Source organism: Allobosea sp. NPDC055594, from assembly GCF_053618995.1.
Map to the genome: position 1 here is coordinate 55,044 of NZ_JBSHIO010000014.1, position 18,036 is coordinate 73,079.

The 18,036-nt window shown below is 66.5% G+C and carries 16 protein-coding genes; 7 read left to right on the forward strand and 9 right to left on the reverse strand.

What is annotated here, in order from left to right:
- Positions 1–37 precede the first annotated feature (37 nt).
- Positions 38–865, forward strand: a complete 828-nt coding sequence (locus ACWGRX_RS22235) for a phosphogluconate dehydrogenase C-terminal domain-containing protein (protein ID WP_452119336.1) — start codon at positions 38–40, stop codon at positions 863–865.
- 72 nt (positions 866–937) lie between these two features.
- On the opposite strand, the gene ACWGRX_RS22240 is transcribed toward ACWGRX_RS22235, so the two are convergent.
- The 6 genes from ACWGRX_RS22240 to ACWGRX_RS22265 form a co-directional block, all read right to left on the reverse strand.
- Positions 938–1,810, reverse strand: a complete 873-nt coding sequence (locus tag ACWGRX_RS22240) for an alpha/beta hydrolase family protein (RefSeq protein ID WP_452119337.1) — start codon at positions 1,808–1,810, stop codon at positions 938–940.
- Positions 1,807–2,814 carry an ABC transporter ATP-binding protein gene (locus ACWGRX_RS22245; protein WP_452119338.1) on the reverse strand — a complete coding sequence of 336 codons (1,008 nt, stop codon included), beginning with the start codon at positions 2,812–2,814 and terminating at the stop codon, positions 1,807–1,809. The genes ACWGRX_RS22240 and ACWGRX_RS22245 overlap by 4 nt, the downstream gene beginning before the upstream one ends.
- The gene (locus ACWGRX_RS22250; protein WP_452119339.1) at positions 2,811–3,794 is read right to left on the reverse strand and encodes an ABC transporter ATP-binding protein; all 984 of its coding nucleotides are present in this window, start codon (positions 3,792–3,794) and stop codon (positions 2,811–2,813) included. The genes ACWGRX_RS22245 and ACWGRX_RS22250 overlap by 4 nt, the downstream gene beginning before the upstream one ends.
- On the reverse strand, positions 3,791–4,693 hold the full coding sequence (locus tag ACWGRX_RS22255; RefSeq protein WP_452119369.1) for an ABC transporter permease: 903 nt from the start codon (positions 4,691–4,693) through the stop codon (positions 3,791–3,793). Before ACWGRX_RS22255 ends, ACWGRX_RS22250 begins: the two co-directional genes overlap by 4 nt.
- Positions 4,694–4,695: 2 nt before the next feature.
- Positions 4,696–5,673, reverse strand: coding sequence for an ABC transporter permease (locus ACWGRX_RS22260; RefSeq protein ID WP_452119340.1), 978 nt, complete (start codon positions 5,671–5,673; stop codon positions 4,696–4,698).
- 99 nt (positions 5,674–5,772) lie between these two features.
- Positions 5,773–7,383 (reverse strand): ABC transporter substrate-binding protein, encoded by a 1,611-nt coding sequence (locus ACWGRX_RS22265; protein WP_452119341.1) that lies wholly within the window; start codon positions 7,381–7,383, stop codon positions 5,773–5,775.
- A 98-nt stretch (positions 7,384–7,481) separates the two neighbouring features.
- On the opposite strand from ACWGRX_RS22265, the gene ACWGRX_RS22270 reads away from it, so the two are divergent.
- The gene (locus ACWGRX_RS22270; RefSeq protein WP_452119342.1) at positions 7,482–8,354 is read left to right on the forward strand and encodes a MurR/RpiR family transcriptional regulator; all 873 of its coding nucleotides are present in this window, start codon (positions 7,482–7,484) and stop codon (positions 8,352–8,354) included.
- A gap of 52 nt (positions 8,355–8,406) precedes the next feature.
- On the opposite strand, the gene ACWGRX_RS22275 is transcribed toward ACWGRX_RS22270, so the two are convergent.
- Genes ACWGRX_RS22275 through ACWGRX_RS22285 form a run of 3 tightly spaced genes read right to left on the reverse strand, consistent with a single transcriptional unit; the run spans position 8,407 to position 11,557 of the window.
- On the reverse strand, positions 8,407–9,381 hold the full coding sequence (locus tag ACWGRX_RS22275; protein ID WP_452119343.1) for a hypothetical protein: 975 nt from the start codon (positions 9,379–9,381) through the stop codon (positions 8,407–8,409).
- A 42-nt stretch (positions 9,382–9,423) separates the two neighbouring features.
- The gene (locus ACWGRX_RS22280) at positions 9,424–10,212 is read right to left on the reverse strand and encodes an ABC transporter ATP-binding protein (RefSeq protein ID WP_452119344.1); all 789 of its coding nucleotides are present in this window, start codon (positions 10,210–10,212) and stop codon (positions 9,424–9,426) included.
- Complete coding sequence (locus ACWGRX_RS22285) at positions 10,136–11,557, reverse strand: KpsE/RkpR family capsule polysaccharide export protein (protein ID WP_452119345.1); 1,422 nt, start codon at positions 11,555–11,557, stop codon at positions 10,136–10,138. Before ACWGRX_RS22285 ends, ACWGRX_RS22280 begins: the two co-directional genes overlap by 77 nt.
- Between ACWGRX_RS22285 and ACWGRX_RS22290 the strand changes: the two genes are divergently transcribed.
- From ACWGRX_RS22290 to ACWGRX_RS22310, 5 genes are all read left to right on the forward strand, one after another.
- Positions 11,484–12,737 (forward strand): KpsE/RkpR family capsule polysaccharide export protein, encoded by a 1,254-nt coding sequence (locus ACWGRX_RS22290; protein ID WP_452119346.1) that lies wholly within the window; start codon positions 11,484–11,486, stop codon positions 12,735–12,737. The two genes, ACWGRX_RS22285 and ACWGRX_RS22290, sit on opposite strands and share 74 nt — an antisense overlap.
- Positions 12,738–12,961: 224 nt before the next feature.
- Complete coding sequence (locus ACWGRX_RS22295) at positions 12,962–14,086, forward strand: polysaccharide biosynthesis/export family protein (RefSeq protein ID WP_452119347.1); 1,125 nt, start codon at positions 12,962–12,964, stop codon at positions 14,084–14,086.
- 47 nt (positions 14,087–14,133) lie between these two features.
- Positions 14,134–15,066 (forward strand): sulfate adenylyltransferase subunit CysD, encoded by a 933-nt coding sequence (gene cysD, locus ACWGRX_RS22300; RefSeq protein ID WP_452119348.1) that lies wholly within the window; start codon positions 14,134–14,136, stop codon positions 15,064–15,066.
- The gene (gene cysC / locus ACWGRX_RS22305) at positions 15,063–16,967 is read left to right on the forward strand and encodes an adenylyl-sulfate kinase (RefSeq protein ID WP_452119349.1); all 1,905 of its coding nucleotides are present in this window, start codon (positions 15,063–15,065) and stop codon (positions 16,965–16,967) included. The genes cysD and cysC overlap by 4 nt, the downstream gene beginning before the upstream one ends.
- 157 nt (positions 16,968–17,124) lie before the next feature.
- Positions 17,125–18,018: an FkbM family methyltransferase gene (locus tag ACWGRX_RS22310; protein WP_452119350.1), complete on the forward strand. Its 894-nt coding sequence runs from the start codon at positions 17,125–17,127 to the stop codon at positions 18,016–18,018.
- Positions 18,019–18,036: the final 18 nt, after the last annotated feature.

Here is an 18,036-nt window from a genome sequence, read left to right on the forward strand (position 1 = left end):
GGTTCGCCCGGCCAGTGCCATATCAGGGGAGTGAGGAATGACCACGGTTGCGCTCTTCGGCGCCGGCGGCAAGATGGGGATGCGCCTCGGCCGCAACCTCGCCGGCTCCCGCTTCCAGACCCGCCATGTCGAGGTCAGCCCCGCCGGGCAGCAGCGCGTGAAGGACGCCCATGGCGTCGACTGCGTGCCGGCCGAGGAGGCGATCACCGGCGCCGAGGTGGTGATCCTGGCGGTTCCGGACACCCATGTCGGCGCAGTCGCCAAGGATCTGCTGCCGAAGCTCGCCGCGGGCAGCATCGTCGTGATTCTCGACGCCGCCGCGCCGCATGCCGGACATCTGCCCGAACGGGCCGACATCACCTATTTCATCACCCATCCCTGCCATCCGCCGATCTTCAACGACGAGACCGACCCGGCGGCCAAGGCTGATCATTTCGGCGGCATCGCCGCCAAGCAGCACATCGTCAACGCGCTGATGCAGGGGCCGGAGGAGCATTATGCCCTCGGCGAGGAGGTGGCCCGTACGATCTGGGCGCCGGTGATGCGCTCGCACCGGGTCACGGTCGAGCAGATCGCGATCCTCGAGCCCGGCCTGTCGGAAACGGTCTGCGCCACGCTGCTCGACGCCATGCGCGAGGCGATGGAGGAGGCGATCGCGCGCGGCGTGCCGCGCGAGGCGGCCCGCGACTTCCTGCTCGGCCACATGAACATCCTCGCCGCCGTGACCTTCGGCGAGGTTCAGGGCGTGTTCTCCGACGCCTGCAACAAGGCGATCGTCTTCGGCAAGGACACCATCCTGAAGCCGGACTGGAAGCGCCTGTTCGAACCGGAGGAGATCCGCGCAAGCGTGCGCCGGATCACCTGAACGTCATGCACCGATCGCAGCCACCATAGCTGGCTGCAGTGCGGCGGAACGGGCCGGGCCCGGTCGCGCGGATCAGGCGACCGCCATCGCCTCCGGCTTCAATTCCTCGACCGAGGGAATCCGCCCCTCATACCAATAGGCGGCCGCGGCGCGCGACATCGCCGCCCCATCATGGCCGATGCCCGGCACGGTGAGCAGCGACCAGTTGCAGGTCAGGCCGAGCCGGACGGCTTCCTTGCTGGCGAAGTCGAGCATGAAATGGGCGCGGGCATAGCGCATCGGCCCCTGGGCCAGCGCCTCGGCCTGGGAAGGCAGGCTGGGATCGCCCGTCACGATGTCCTGATCGCCGGCGAAGATCACCATCGGCAGGGCAAGCCAGCGCGCCAGCTCCGCCTCGCCGAAGCCGAGCCCGCCTAATCCTTCCGGAAAGCGCCGCTCCAGCGTCGGCAGCGTGTACCAGCCGGAATTGGCGGCGAAGACGACCGAGAACGGCGTCTCGGCCTGCGTCGCCAGCAGGCGGTGGGCGAACTGGCCACCGGCGGAATGGCCGAACAGCCTCACCTTGTCGCGCCTGGTGACGCCGGCTTGGTGCAGAGCCGCCAGAACGCGCCCGGGCACCGCATAGAGCCAGTCGTCCTGCGCGGCGACCGTGCCGTCCTCGCCGACGACGAGGCCGTTATTATAGCTCTCGGGCTGCGGGAAATGCGCATTGCCGAAGGTCGGCGCGACGATCAGCAGATTATGCTTCTCGGCGGCCTCGATCCAGAAATCGCGATACTCGTCGCCATTGCGCAGCATGCCGTGCTGGACGAAGACGACCTCGTCATCCGGGCCGTGCGCGGCCGGGCGATAGAAATTGATCTCCAGCGGCCGCTGCGGATGGCGCGCATCGGTGAATGGCAGGGTGCTGCGCCCCTGCGGCGGATCGAGCTTGAGCGTAGTCATGCGGCCTTCGGTGTCGTGTGCAGGTGGCAGGCGGCGCTGCGACCTAGGGCGATCTCGGCGAGTTCCGGACGGACCTCGCGGCAGACCGCCATGGCGTGCTCGCAGCGCGGGTGGAAGGGACAGCCCGAGGGCGGCGAAAGCGGCGAGGGCAATTCGCCCTTCAGCGGCTGGAAGCTGCTCTTGCGGCGTTCTGCGGAGGGAATCGCCTTGATCAGCGCCGCGCTGTAGGGATGCGCCGGCTCGGCGAAAATCGCGGTCGCACTGCCGATCTCGACAATGCGGCCGAGATACATGATCGCGACGCGGTCGCTGATATGGCGGACCAGGCCGAGATCATGGCTGACGAAGAGATAGGTCAGCCCGTGCCGCTCGCGCACATCCATGAACAGGTTGATCACCTGCGCCTGGATCGAGACGTCGAGCGCCGAGACCGGCTCGTCGCAGACCAGGAATTCGGGCTTCACCGCCAGCGCGCGGGCGATGCCGATACGCTGGCGCTGGCCGCCGGAGAACTGGTGCGGATAGCGCTCGCGATAGGCGAGATCGAGCCCGACCTCGGTCAGCGCCCGGTCGACCGCGCCGTCGAGTTCTGCCCTCGGCACGAGCTTGTGGACCGAGAGCGCCTCGCCGACGATGCGGCTGACCCGCATGCGCGGATCGAGCGAGGCGTAGGGGTCCTGAAAGACCATCTGCACCTTGAGCAGATAATCGAGCCGGTCCCTGCCCTTCAGCGCTGCGGCCGAGCGGCCCTTGTAGAAGACCTCGCCTTCGGTCGGCGGCAGGATGCCGGTCGCAATCCGCGCCAAAGTCGACTTCCCGCAGCCGGACTCGCCGACGAGGCCGAGCACCTCGCCCTTGCGAACGCTGAGATCGACGCCGTCGACCGCCTTCAGGGTCGAAGGCGGCGCGTGCCGGCCGATTGCGGTCAGGATGCGCTCGGCGATATTGGCCTTGCCGCGGAAGTATTTGCGGACGCCGCGCAGTTCGAACAGGGGCTCGCTCATGCGGCTCTCCTGTCCGGCACGGGGTTGTGGCAGCGCAGCGTGCGGCCGTCATGGGCCTGCGGCTGCGGATCGCTCTCGGCGCAGACCGGCAGCGCCCGCTCGCAGCGCGGCCGGAACGGGCAGCCGGAGGGGCGCGAATCGATGCGCGGCGCCATGCCGTCGATCTGGTGCAGGCGCTCGCCCGGCCGGGTCATCGCAGCCGAGGAGTTGAGCAGGCCGAGCGTGTAAGGGTGGCGCGGCCGGTCGAGCACGGTCTCGACATCGCCGATCTCGACGATGCGGCCGGCATACATCACCGCCACCTTGTCGGCGAGCTCGGCGACGACGGCGAGGTCGTGGGTGATCCAGATCACTGCGGCGCCGCTCTCGCGCGAGAGCTTCTGCACCTCGTAGAGGATCTGAGCCTGGATGGTGACGTCGAGCGCGGTCGTCGGCTCGTCGGCGATGATCAGATCGGGGTCGTTCAGCAGCGCGGTCGCGATCGCGACGCGTTGGCGCATGCCGCCGGAGAATTCGTGCGGATACTGCTTGAGACGGGCTTCGGGCGACGAGATACCGACCCGCGCCAGCGCCTTGGCCGCCTTGGCGAGCGCTTCCTCGCGGCTGCAGGCGCGGTGTTCGAGGATCGCCTCCGCCATCTGCTCGCCGATGCTGAGCACCGGGTTCAGGGTCATCAGCGGGTCCTGGAAGATCATCGCGATCCGGTCGCCGCGGAGCTCGCGCAGCTGCTCCTGGGAGGCGGCGCGCAGATCGGTGCCGTCGAACATGACCTCGCCGGCGACGACCTCGCCCGGCGGGTCGATCAACTGCACCAGCGAGAAGCCGGTCACCGACTTGCCCGAGCCGGATTCGCCGACGAGGCCGAGCACCTCGCCCTTGGCGACGCTGAAATCGACGCCGTCGACCGCCGGCCAGGCGCCGTCCTGCGCATGGAACACGGTCTTGAGACCGCGCACGGAAAGGAGGGGAGCGTCGGTCATGCGCGCACGTTGAAGCTGCGGCGCAGACGATCGCCGACGAGATTGAGGGACATGATCAAAAGCACCAGCGCGATGCCGGGGAAGACGGCGATCCAGTACTCGCCGGAGAGCAGGAACTCGAAGCCGTTGGCGATCAAGAGGCCGAGCGAGGGCTGCGTCACCGGTACGCCGACGCCGAGGAATGAAAGCGTCGCCTCCAGCGTGATCGCCGAGGCGATGCTGATCGAGGCGACGACCAGCACCGAGCCGACCGAGTTCGGCAGCAGATGGGCCAGCATGATGTGGCGGGTCGGCAGGCCGAAATTCACCGCCGCCTCGATATATTCCTTGCGGCGCTCGACCATGGCGGCGGCCCGCATCAGCCTTGCGTACTGAGCCCATTGCACCAGGACGATGGCGAGGATGACCTTGTCGACGCCGCGGCCGATCGAGGCCAGCAGCACGAGCGCGACCAGGATCGAGGGGAAGCCGAGCATGAAGTCGACGATGCGCATGATGAGGGCGTCGATGGTGCCGCCAAACTGCGCCGCGGCGAGCCCGGCCATGATGCCGATGGCGAGCGCGCCGATCGTCGAGGCGAGGCCGACGAGCAGGCTGGTGCGCAGCCCGTAGAGGATGGCGCTCAGCATGTCGCGTCCCTGCGCGTCGCTGCCGAGCCAGAAGGTGAAGCCGCTCATGCCCTGCTCACCGGGCGCGAGCCTGTTGTCCATCACGCTGAGCGAGCCGAGATCATGCGGGTTCTGCGGCGCGATCACCGGCGCGAGCAGGGCGAGCACCACCATGATGCCGAGCAGGATCATGGCGCCGCGGGTCGTCGGGCGGTTACGCAGCCGGCGCAGCACCTTCTCGCGCAGGGGCGTGTCGGCCTTGGCCGGCCCGGCGAGGCGGGAAGCGTCCATGCTCATGCCTGTTCTCCGGCGAGCTTCACCCGCGGGTCGAGCGCGGCATAGAGCACGTCGACGATGAAATTGACGGTGACGAAGAGCAGCGTCGCGAGCAGGACATAGGCGACGACCACCGGGCGATCGAGCTGGTAGACCGAGTCGATCAGCAGCTTGCCCATGCCCGGCCAGGCGAAGACTGTCTCGGTGATGGTCGAGAAGGCGACGAGGCTGCCGAACTCGACGCCGACCACGGTGACGACCGGGATGAGGATGTTGCGCAGCACATGGCGGTTGACGATGCGCCGCGGCCGCACACCCTTGGCGCGGGCGTATTTCACATAGTCCTGGGTCATCGTCTCGGTGGTGCCGGCGGCGACGAGTCGGATGATCAGCGCGAGATTGGGGATGGCGAGGTTGAGCGCCGGCAGGGCGATGTGCTGCAGCCCGTCGAGGGTCAGAAGGCTGGTCTGGACGCCGAGCACCGAGACGGTCTCGCCGCGGCCCGCCGTCGGCAGCCAGCCGAGCAGCACGGCGAAGAGCAGGATCAGCATCATGCCCTTCCAGAAGCTCGGCAGCGAGAAGCCGAGCACGGTGCCGGCCATGACGATGCGGGCGCGGCGGCTGTCGGGGTTTAGGCCCGCCATCAGCCCGAGCGGGATGCCGGCGGCGAGCGCCAGCGTCATCGCCAGCAGCACGAGCTCGAAGGTCGCCGGCAGCCGCGCCAGGATGAGTTGCACCGCCGGCACGCCATGCACGAAGGAGCGGCCGAGATCGCCCTTCAACGCATTGCCCATGAAGGTCAGGTATTGCTGCCAGACCGGCAGGTCGAGGCCGAGGCGCCGGATCAGCGCCTGCCGCTCGGCATCGCTGACCTGCGGCGAGACCAGAAGCTCGATCGGGTCGCCGATGCCGTAGACGGCGAAGAAGACCACGACCGAGACCGCGAGCAGCACGAGCACGCTCTGGATCAGCCGTTGCAGGACATAGGCGGTCATCGGAAACGCTCGACCGGTTGAATGGTCATTCCGGGCTCAGCGCTGGGCGCCGGCCCGGAACGACGATGTTTGCTTGCTGTCGCGAGCGGCGTCGCCGGCTCACTTCGCCGGCTTCACCGACATGGCGAGGGTGAACTGGTCGGCGCGACCGGTGATCTTGAGATCGGCCTTGCCCGCCCAGATGCCGCTCTCGAAGTGCAGCGGGATGAAGGCGCCGTCGGCGAGGACGATGGTCATCGCCTGCTGCAGCAGTTCCTCGCGCTTCTTGTCGTCGAGCGTCGAGATCGCGGCGCGGATCACCTTGTCGTATTCGTCGTTCTTGTAGCCGCCATAGTTCGAGCCGCCGATCGTCTTGTCCTCGTTCGGGGTCGGCGGCCACTGCCGCAGGAAGGACGAGGCCTCGCCGGTGTTCGAGCCCCAGCCGCCGATCGCGACGCTGAATTCCTTCTTGGCGCGGCGCGGGAAATAGATCGCGCGGGTCATCGCGTCGACCTCGGCCTTGATGCCGATCTGGGTCAGGTATTGGGCGACCGCCTGGGTGATCTGGCTGTCGTTGATGTAGCGGTCATTGGTCGCCGACAATGTCAGCTGGAAGCCGTTGGGATAGCCGGCCTCGGCGAGCAGCTTCTTGGCCGCGGCGGGGTCGTAGGGGATCTTCGCCGGGTTCGCCAGCGTGCCGAACATGCCGGTCGGCAGGAACTGGTAGGCCGGCTCGGCGGCGCCGTCCATGATGCGCTTGGCGATCGCGTCGCGGTCGATGGCGATCGACATCGCCTTGCGCACACGGGCATCCTTCAGCGGATTCTTGCCGTCGGGCGCCTTGACGAAGGGGCTGTCGTCGCGGGCGACGTCGAGCTGGAAATAGATGATGCGGGTCGAGGGCGTGATGACATGGCTGAAGCGCTTGTCGCCCTTGATGCGGTTGAGGTCGCGCGCCGCCGGGCTTTCGATCACGTCATAATCGCCTGCGAGCAGTCCGGCGAGGCGCGGGCCGGCATTGGTCACCGGCAGGAAGCGCACGCTCTCCCAGGGCTCGGCCGCGCCCCAGTAATTGGGGTTGCGCTCGAGCTCGATCGCCGAGCCCCGCACATAGGACTTCAGCTTGTAGGGCCCGGTGCCGATCGCCATCGAGCCGTCATTGAAGTTGTTGACGGTCGGCCAGGGACCGGTGACGCCGCAATTCTTCTCGACGTCATAGGTGATGTCGCCGTGCTGGACGATCGAGGCGGAGAGAATCGGCAGGCCCGAGAGCAGGGTCGGCAGCAGCGGCTCCGGCGTCTTGGTCTCGATCACCAGCGTGTTGGCGTCGGGGGTCTCGACCTTGGCGAAATTGCCGGTGATGTCGGCGAAGGAACCGGAGACCTTGGTCTCGTTCTTCAGGGTGCGGCAGAAGGTGAAGACCACGTCCTGCGCGCCGAAGGGCTGGCCGTTCGAGAACTTGACGCCCTGGCGGAGCTTGAAGGTCCAGCGGTTCTTGCCGTCATTCTCCCAGGCGGTAGCGAGGCCGGGCTTCAGCGCCTGCTTCTCGTCCTGGAGCACGAGATGGTCGAAGATGTGCAGGGCGAGCGCATTATTGGGGGTGAGGTCGTGATAATGCGGATCGACCGCGGTCGGCTCCGAGGAAAGCGCGACGCGCAGGGTCTGCGCCATGGCGGGCGCGCTCAGCATGCTTGCGCCGAGCAGGATGGTCATCAGTGCGCGCTGCCGCATCGGTCCTTCTCCGTTCCCATAGGTGAGCGTTTTTGACAGTTTTATTTTCACGCGGTAGCAAACATGAAAATGATCCGACGTCAATCAGCGGAAAAGCCATGTCACGCGCCCTGAAGCCGACGACGGACCTCGCCAACCGCATTGCCCGGATCTACCCCTCGCTCAGCGAGGGACATCGCAAGGCGGCGGATTTCGTGCTGCAGAGCCCGCTCGATTCCGCGACGGTGACGATCGAGGGCCTGGCCGAAAAGAGCGGCACCTCGACCGCGACGGTCACCCGCTTCGTCCGGGCGCTGGGCTATCGCAATTATGCCGATTTCCGCGCCGCGCTGTCGACGGCACTCAAGGTCGCGCTCGCGCCGGTCGAAGGCCTCGCCGATGCGCGCGCGGCAGCCGGCTCGGTCTTCGCCACCATGGCGACGACGCTGAAGGGCGAGGCCGCCAATCTCGACGAGGCGATCGCGACGCTGGAAGAGGAGACCGTCAACCGCGCCATCGCCCTTCTGCTGAAGGCGCGCCGAATCTTCATCGTCGGCTCCGGCGCGAGCCATCATGTCGGCGCCTTCCTCGAGGACGGGCTGGCGCTCTATCTCGACGCCGACGTGGTCTTCGCCTCCTCGCGCGGCGGGCCGGAGCGCGCGGTGCGTCATATGCTCTCGGCCGGGCCGGAGGATGCCGTCATCGCGATCTCGCTGCCGCGCTATTCGCGCGCGACGCTCGAGCTCGCCAGATTCGCCAAGAAGCGCGACGCCGTGCTGCTCGCCCTCACCGACGGACCGTCATCGCCCTTGGTGCCGCTGGCCGACATGACGCTCTTCGCCCCGGCCCGCAACAGCTTCCTGCCGAACTCGCCGACCGCAGCCTTCGCCGTGGCCGACGCGCTAATCGCGACCTTGGCGCGCGAACGGCCCGACGCCGTCGAGGCGCTGAAGGGTCTGAGCGAAAGCCTGCTCTGGACCTTCCACTATTAGCGCATCCGTTTCGAGCGACAGAGCCTTGGCTTCCTGGCACGCTCCGCCGAAATCAATCGGCCGGAGGCTTGTCGCCGAGATGGGAGAGTTCCGCCTGCGCCAGTGCAACCCGTCCTTCGATGGCGCCTTCCTCGGTGCGGATATGGAACTCGACCGGACGTTCCGGCTCGGAGACCAGAAAACTGAACTGCGCTGAAAAAATCCCTTCCTGGCGCGGCCTCAGGCGGGCCTCTCCCAGCGGCTCCGGCCCGAAGGCGGAGATCTTGAACGGCAATCCTGCCGCTTCCTTGGTGAAGCCCACCGTGAGCTTGGCGCGCCAGCGTCCTTCGGAAAGATGGAAATACGGGCCGTAATACAGGACCCGCGAGCCCCCTGTGGCATCCACCACGAGCGGAGCCTCTTCGTTTGGCCGATCGCCCGAAAAGAACACCCGATGCGGCCAAATGGATTTCAGCGGAACGCCGGCATCACGCAGATGGGCCGTGGCATTGTCGAGAACGAGAGCGATGATTCCCTTCTCCGCTTCCGTCAGCGAAGAGCCGGTCGCGTCCTCCGTCGGGATCGGCCCGAGGGAAGCCAATGTCTCGGCGAAATCCGCGGGAATGGGGCAATCGATGTGATCGGCGATGAGCTGCGTCGCCAACTCGGCCGAGGTCAGGCCGGCGGCGTCGAGGAAGAGCGCCCGCTTCTGCGGCCGACAGTCACTGATCAGAGCGGCACTGGCACCGACAGTCCGCAAGGCCTCGACCAGTTTCGGCTGCCGGCGCCGCTGGAAGCTGACGGCAGCCAGGCTGTCGGCAGCGAAGACGACAAGGCGCACCCGAGGTTTCTGCGCCGCCTCACGCAGCGAGCGCGAAGGGAACTGCGAGCAGACGATCACGTCGGCATCCGGATCCTCGTCGAACTGATCGTAACGATCGACGAGACGCAGCTCAGTCGCAGGCCGCGACGCCTTGACCAAGCGGCGCACAACCTCGAAGCCCCAGGCGGAGAAGGCGCTGGGGATGCCCAGAACGATGGTGGTCATGCCCGGAAAGTCACCGGGCGAGAGATAGGTCCACGTGACGGTTCACAATGTCGCATAGATCGAACAGGCCAGATCGAGATCGTAGAAGACGCGTCCGCGCCCCTGTTTCAGAACCAGCGCCGAGCTGCAGAACTCTCGGGCGAATTCCATCGAATGGATCGCCATGAGCATGGCCCGATCCTTGCGCTTGACGAGAAGCTCGTCATGGCAGCGTTGCTGGAAGCGCCGGTCGCCGACCAGGATGACCTCGTCGATGAGGTAGCATTCGAAGTCGATGGCCAGGGAGAGCCCGAAGGCCAGGCGTGCCCGCATGCCGTCCGAATAGAAGCGCGCTTGCGTGAAGAGCTGGCTGCCCAGCTCGGTGAAATCGGCGACGAACTCGACGGTGTCCTTGAGCGGTGCGCCATACAGCGCGGAAACGAACCGGCAGGCATCGTAGCCGGTCATCTGCCCTTCAAAACCGCCGCCGATGGCCAAGGGCCACGACATGTTCAGGCCGCGATGGATCTTGCCATAGGTCGGCCGCTCGACGCCTGCGAGAATCTTGATCAGGGTCGACTTGCCGGCACCGTTGCGGCCCAGGATCGCCATCCGTTCGCCGGCCCCGACGCTGAACGAGATTCCGTCCAGCACGCGTCGGGGACCGTGCTCGGTATGGAATTCCTTCACGATGTCGTCGGCACGCACCACCCGCTCCGCGCCTGCTTCGGGGGCGGTGTCGGGCCTAGACGAAAGGGCGGCAGGCGACGTCATCTCAATGCTCGCGCTGGCGAAGATAATCCCGCAGCGAACGGCATATCGAATAGACCGAGAGGCTGAGCAGGAAAACAATGCCGATCCAGAGCAAGCGCCTCGGCTGGCTCGGATAATCGGCGGCGTGCGGCGCCACGACGCGTTCGAGATAGAGCTGCTGGCGCTGGGATTCGGCCCGGGCGCTTTCCAGCGAGGCGAGCGCGGAGGCGAGCGCGCGGTCCGCGAATTCGCGCTCGAGCACCAGGCGCTCATAATCGGCGATGATCGGGGCCAGCGCCTGGGCCGACCCGCCGATCTGCCGCTTCTCCTCGACGATCTGCTGCTCGACCGCCTGGATGCGGTTGCGCAGATTCGTGATCTGCGGCCCCTGGGGCGAGTTCCGTTGCGCTTCGGCGAGCTGCGCATTGAGCTGTGCGACCTCGAAAGACAGCTTCCCGATCGTCTCCAGGAGGTTCTGGGAGGATTTTGCCGGATCGACTGTCCCCGCGCGCGTCCGGAAGGTCGTGAGTTCCTCGCGCCGCTCGAAGGCACGCGCCTTCGCCGCTTCGACTTCACGCGCGGCGGCCCGGATCGTGTCGGCGCGCGCGCGTTCGTTCAGCCGATTGATCAGCGCCTCCGATCCCTGGAGCAGGACCTCCGCCATCTTCACCGAATCCTCCGGCCGGAAGCTCTGCACGACCAGCGTGCTGATGCCCGTGCTGCTGTCCGGCTTGATCGAGACGAAATCCAGATAACGCTCGAAGAGCTTTTCTCGCAGATCCCTGGAGAACCATCCGGGGAAGCGCCAGAAGACATCGCCCTCCGGTCGCGACAGGATCGCCCGCAGATCGGCCGTCTGCACGAGCAATTCGACGGCATCGCGCGAGCGTACGAACTGGTGAACGGTACTGGCCTCGTCGGAGGCTCGCTCCCCACCGGTGACCGGGATCATGCCCGTCAGCTGGTCGAGGCCTGCCCGGCTCGGGCTTCTGACCACGAACTGCGCCTCAGAAGTATAGCGGTCAGCGACAATCAGCCCGTAATAAAGCACGGCGAGGAAACAGGGCAGGACGAAGGTTACGAGGATCAGCGCGTGCCGGGACAGCGCAGCCAGCCAACCGGGCAAAGGCTTCTTGGCAGGCAAGCCGACACCGGCCTCGTTGACCCGCAAGGGAACGAGCTCAACATAGTCGGTGGCACTTTCCTGCATTATACCTTGAGACATCGTCGACTTCTGATCCCGACACTTGGGTGCTAGATAGCAGGCCGCCTCTTCGATAGGAATGCCGAACCAATGGTTCCGGACACTCGCGACATCGACCTGACATGAACGCTTCTCTGCGAATCGGCGAGAGGAGCGAGGCTCCGGCATGAGGCAGCGCTTCGAGAAACTCTCTCGGCGGCTGCGTCCGATCGCCCATGTGGCACGGCCGCTCGCCGCCAAGCATTTTCGCCTGCCGCTCCCCGGAACGGATCGCGCTCCTGACGTGGCGCCCGATACCGAGCTGCGTCCGCGCCCGACCATCCGCCTGAGCTGGAGCAAGGCGGCGTTTCTTCTGTTCGTCGCGCTGCCCACGGCGCTCTCGGCGGTTTATTTCGGCCTGATCGCCTCGGACCGGTTCGTGTCCGAATCCACCTTCGTGGTTCGCTCCGCCAAGGCGCCGCTTGCCGGCGGCCTTGGCGGGCTGCTGCAAATCGTCGGCGTCACCCGGTCACAGGACGACAGCTATTCGGTCCAGGAATATCTGCTGTCGCGTGATGCGGTGACCGCGCTCTCGGAGCGCCTGCCCCTGCGCGAGATGTTCGATCGCCCCGGCGCGGATTTCGTGGCGCGCTATCCTAATCTGCTGCGCGGCGCGAGTGAAGAGGAGCTGTTCCAGCACTACAAATCGTTCGTCAGCGTGCTCCACGGCGCGACGACCGGGCTGACGACCCTGACCGTCGAGGCTTTCCGACCCGAGGATTCGGTCGAGATCAACCGGACATTGCTGAACCTGGGCGAGGCACTGGTCAATCGCATGAACGAGCGAATCCGTGCCGACGCCATCCGCTTCGCCGAAGCCGAGGTCAAGCGGGGTGAGGAACGCCTGGTCGAGACGCAGCTCGCGATCACCGAATTCCGGAATCGCGAGCTGATGCTCGATCCATCGCAGAGCTCGCTCGTCATCGCCGCACTCATCGGCCGCCTGTCGGATGAACTGGCCGCAGTGACGGCTCAGCTCCGGGAGATCGAGGCTTCTTCGCCAAGCTCCCCGCAAATTCCGGGACTGCGGCGCCGGATCGCTGCTCTCGAGGCGCAGATCACACTGGAGCGCCAGCGCGTTTCGAATGCGTCGGACGGCCTGGCGGAAAAGATCGCTGGCTATGAGAGACTCAATCTTCAGCGGGAATTCGCGGTCAAGGCGCTCGCCTCCGCCATGACCAGCCTCGAAGTCGCACGGAACGAAGCGCGCCGCCAGCAGCTCTATCTCGAGCGGGTGGTGGAACCCCGGATCGCCGACTTCGCCGAACAGCCCCGCCGGCTGCGGGGGGTGGTGGTCACCTTCGCCGCAAGCCTCCTGCTGTTCCTGGTCGGCTGGCTGGTCCTCGCCGGCGTGCGTGAACACGCCATCAAGATGAAATAGGCACCGCGGACCGACGGCCACATCGCTCCTTCACGTTTCGGTAAGCATGTTTCCGTTCACCGCGCAGCGCGTAACCGTTTCGCGATGCAAGAAGTCCACACTCCGAAAGGGAATGCGCTCCCTCGGTTTCGTTTCGTTTTCAAAACGGGACAATCAGTGGTAGTCGCCGAGTGGCGTAGGAGACGAGATCTGTGCGGGTAGGCCTATTCGTGATTCTGTCCGCCATGACTTTGGCGGGTTGCTCCAATCTCCCTGCCAGTGGTCCGTCCACTTCAGATATCGTGTCCCCATCGGCCGAGAACGCGAACTTCAACTTCGAGCTGATCGATCTCACTCCGGCCTCGCTCGCCACGCTGAACAGCCGGGCGGTCGACAGCTTCAGCGGCAGCTTCGGCGATCGCAGCGGGGCGGTCGAGACCCGGATCGGGATCGGCGACTTCGTCGCCGTGACGATCTGGGAGGCTGGAGCAGGCGGCCTCTTCTCGGCACCTCTGACCACGGATCGCTTCTCGCCCGGTTCGCGGACCGCCACGATCCCGGAGCAAGCCGTCGCCCGTGACGGGACGATTTCGGTGCCCTACGCCGGGCGCGTCAAAGTGGCCGGCAAAACGGCGGCAGAGGTCCAGAGCACGATCGAGGAACGCCTCGCCGGCAAGGCGATCCAGCCGCAGATCCTGGTGACGGTCAGCCGGCCGGTCAGCAGCACGGTGGCGGTCACCGGCGAAGTGGCGACGGGCGGGCGCATCCCTCTTTCCAACCGGGGCGATCGCATTCTCGACGTCATCGCCGCAGCCGGCGGCATCCGCGCGCCCGTCAACGAGACCGAGATCCGTCTCATGCGCGGCTCGCGTTCCGTCGCGGTTCCGATGATCACCGTCGTCAACAACCCGCGCGAGAACATCTATCTGCGTGGCGGCGATACCCTGACGCTGGTCCGGAACCCGAGAACCTTCATCGCCGCCGGCGCGACCGGACGCAACACCGACATTCCGTTCGACGCCGACGCCATGAACCTGGCACAGGCGATCGCCAAGTCCGGCGGCCTCCTCGACTTCCGCGCGGACCCGGAGGGCGTGTTCCTGTATCGCTTCGAATCCGCCGAACTGCTGCGCCGGGTCAAGCCGGACAGCCCGCTCCTCGGTCGTGGCGGGCGGATTCCGGTGGTCTATCGCGTGAACCTGCGCGACCCCAACGGATTATTCATCGCCCAGGGGCTGCGCATGCAGAGGGGCGACATCCTCTATGTCTCGAATGCGCCGCTGACGGATCTGCAGAAGGCCTTCTCCGTCTTCCAGAGCCTGTCCTCGCCGGTGGTTCAAGGCGCCAGTGTCGCGGGCCGCTTCTACTAGGCGCGCATTCTCGCAATCGAGGCGCCGACAGGGTCCAAGCCCCGCAAATGGGGCTACCCCTCCCGCCGAACCGGACGAATAATGGCGTGAACCACCTCAGGAGGCTGGAAGAAGAGGCGATCTTCCTGCTGCGGGAGACGGCCGCTCTCTTCCAGCGGCCGGTGATGCTGTATTCGATCGGCAAGGATTCGACGGTTCTCGCCCATCTGGCGGCCAAGGCCTTCTGGCCGGCCAGGCCGCCATTTCCGCTGCTGCACGTCGACACGACGTGGAAGTTCCGCGACATGATCGCTTTTCGCGACCGGCTTGCACGGGCGCTGGGCTACGAACTCAGGGTGCACGTCAACCGCGAGGGGCTGGAGCGCGGCGTCTCGCCCTTCTCCGCCGACGCGAACGCCTATACCCGCGTCATGAAGACCGAAGCCCTCAAGCAGGCACTCGTGCAGGCAGGCTTCGACGTGGCGATCGGAGGCGCGCGCCGGGACGAGGAGAAGAGCCGCGCCAAGGAGCGCGTCTTCTCGCTGCGCAGCCCCGGACATGGCTGGGAACCGCGCAGCCAGAGACCGGAATTCTGGCGCCTTGTGAACCCGCATCTGCGGCCGGGCGAGACGATGCGGGTCTTTCCGCTGTCGAACTGGAGCGAGCGGGACGTCTGGCGCTACACCCTGGCGGAAGGCATTCCGATCGTGCCGCTCTATCTGGCACGCCCGCGCCCGGTGGTCGACCGAGGCGGATCGCTCATCGTCGTGGATGACGAGCGCTTTCCATTGCAACCCGGCGAGGTAGCGGAGCTGCGATCCGTCCGCTTTCGCTCGCTCGGCTGCTATCCGCTCAGCGCGGCGGTCGAATCCGAAGCCGCCACCGTGGCGGAGGTCGTGGCCGAGCTGGAAGCCACCACCACCTCGGAACGCCATGGCCGGTTGATCGACGGCACCGGCGCGGCGTCCATGGAAGCGAAGAAGCGGGAGGGCTATTTTTGAACCCCGTTTCAGCAACCTATCGCGCAGTCTTCGGCGAGACCGAACGAGAGGCACCGCCCGAACGCCCGCCGGCATTGCGCATCCTGGCATGCGGCGCCGTGGACGACGGCAAGTCGACCCTCATCGGTCGCCTCCTCCATGAGGCCGGAGCCGTCCCCGACGACCAGTGGGCAGCTCTCGAGGCCGATTCGCGCCGCTACGGCACCCGGCAAGGCGAGATCGACTATTCGCTGCTGACCGATGGCCTGGCGGCCGAGCGCGAGCGCAACATCACCATCGATGTCGCCTATCGCTACATGTCGACCGGCCGGCGCGATTTCATCATCGCCGACACACCCGGCCACGAACAATACACCGCCAACATGGCGACCGGCGCTTCGCAATGCGAGGTCGGTATCATTCTGGCCGACGCAGTCCGCGGATTGCGGACGCAGACCTTCCGGCACGCAGCGATCTGCGGCATGCTCGGCATCCGGCACATCGTCCTGGCCGTGAACAAGATGGATGCCGTCGGGTTCGAGGCGGATAGCCTGGACCGGATCGTCGAGAGCTTCGCCCCGGTCGCGAAGCATCTCGATCTCGAGGTCGTCGCCATTCCGGTCTCCGCGCGCCTGGGCGACAATGTCGTGACCGCCAGCCCCTCCATGCCCTGGTATCGGGGGCCGACGCTTCTCGACCATCTCGAACGCCTCGAGATCGAGAGGCCGAAGCGGGTCGACGACCTGCGCCTGCCGATCCAGGGCGTCTGGCGCACGGCCGGGGGCGAGCGCCTCTATGCGGGAACCATCGCCGCCGGGACGCTGTCCTCTGGCGCGCGGGTCAGGACCGCCATAGGCGGCACCGAAGCCACCATACGGGAACTGATCGGGGCGGACGGACCGGTCGAGCAGGCCGGGCCTGGAGAGGCCGTCGCCCTCACGCTGACACCGGAGATCGACCTCGGCCGCGGTGACCTGCTGCATGCCGGCGGCGGTGCGCCGGCATGCGCGAACCACTTTGCGGCACATGTGGTCTGGTTCGGCGAGCGGGCGCTGTTCGCCGGCCGCGACTACGAACTGCGCCTCGGCACCCTGACCTCCCCGGTGACCGTGACGGCGATCCGGGGCAAGCTCGACATCGTCGGCGGCGCCTTGGTGGCGGGCACGCAGATCGAACGCGACGAGATCGCGATCTGCCACCTCGCGACGCCCGGAATGATCGCATTCGACAGCTATTCCCGCTGCCCGGCCACCGGCGGGTTCCTGCTGGTCGACCGGGTCAGCGGCGAGACCGTCGCAGCCGGAATGGTGCGGAACGCGCTTGAGCGCGGCAGCAATCTGTTCGCGCAGAAGTTGACGGTCGATCGGCAGGCGCGCGAGAGCCTGCTGGGCCAGAAGGGCGCGGTCCTCTGGTTCACCGGCCTGTCCGGCGCCGGCAAGTCGACGATAGCAGACGCCGTCGAGCGCCGGCTGCATGCGCGGCGCAAGCTGACGATCCTGCTCGACGGCGACAATATCCGCCTGGGGCTCAATCGCGACCTCGGCTTCGCCGAAGGCGACCGCGTCGAAAACCTGCGTCGCGTCGCGGAAGTCGCCAAGCTCATGGTCGATGCCGGCTTGATCGTGCTGTGCGGTTTCATATCCCCCTTCGCGGCCGACCGGGCCATGGTGCGCGAGCGCCTCGCCGGTTGTCCCTTCCTGGAGGTCTTCATCGATGCTCCCCTTGAGATCTGCGAGCACAGGGATCCGAAGGGACTCTACGCAAAGGCGCGCCGCGGCGAGATCCGCAACTTCACCGGCATCGACTCCGTCTATGAGCGCCCCATCGCTCCGGATCTTCACCTTGACAGCAGCCGATACGAGGTCGACGAACTGGCCGATCGCGTCGTGAGATCGTTGATCGAACGGGGTATCGCCACCTAGAGCGCGTTCCGATAAGAGTGCACATGCAGTCGGTTCGGCAAAACGTTCTCTATCAATAGTTTAGAAGCGTATTCACGGTCGGGTCGCTGTGGCGTGACCGGATCCGGCTCGGGCGCGCCGCGGTGCGCATCGATGTCCGGTCGGAGTGGACGGGTTGATGAACAAGACGCATATCGCGGAGCATCCGCACATGCAGGCGCAGATCCTGCCCGGAAGCATCCTGTCCCTCGATGAACTGCGGGGCCCCGACCGTTACCGAGTCGAATGCGTCTGCCGCGCGACGACCCAAAGCGTCTATCTGGGCGAGCATACCGTGCTGTCGCGGGTCCTGGGACGCTACAAGGCGTTTCTCGACACGCGGGATCGCGGCTTTGCCGCGCATGTCATGCTCGACGGCTATTGGGAGATGTGGCTGACGCAGTTCATCGCCCGCCTGGTCGCGCCCGGGATGCATGTCGCCGATGTCGGCGCGAATTTCGGCTACTACTCGCTGCTGATGGCCGATCTGATCGGGCCGACGGGCCGTCTTCTGGCCGTCGAGCCCAACCCTCCCGTCGTCGAGATGCTGAAGCGAACGCTCGAGCTCAACGGCTTCGCCGGCCGCAGCACCATCACGGCTGCAGCTGCCGGCGCGGGCGACGGACAGGGATGCCTGTTCGTCCCGGCGGGCGAACCGAAGAATGCCACCCTCGTCGGTGCGGCGGAAGCGCGCGGCGACGCCTCGCTGGTCGCCGTGCCGATCCACAGCCTCGACGCGCTTTTCGCCGGCTTCCCCCGCGTCGATTTTCTGAAGATCGACGCGGAAGGGGCGGAAGAGGACATCGCGCTCGGGCTGGGTCGGACCATCGAACGCTGGCGGCCGCGAATCATCCTCGAATTCAACCCGGGGCGCTGCCAGGATCCCCGAGGCCTGCTCGCGCGGTTGCGCGGCCCCTATCCGGTGCTGCGATGCCTTGGCTACGATGCGCAAGTCACGCCCGTGACGGATGAGGAATTGCTCGACCCGGGCAACCAGGAAGATCGCCTGCTCTATCTGGACGGCGACGCCTGAACCGGATCGATGATGGGA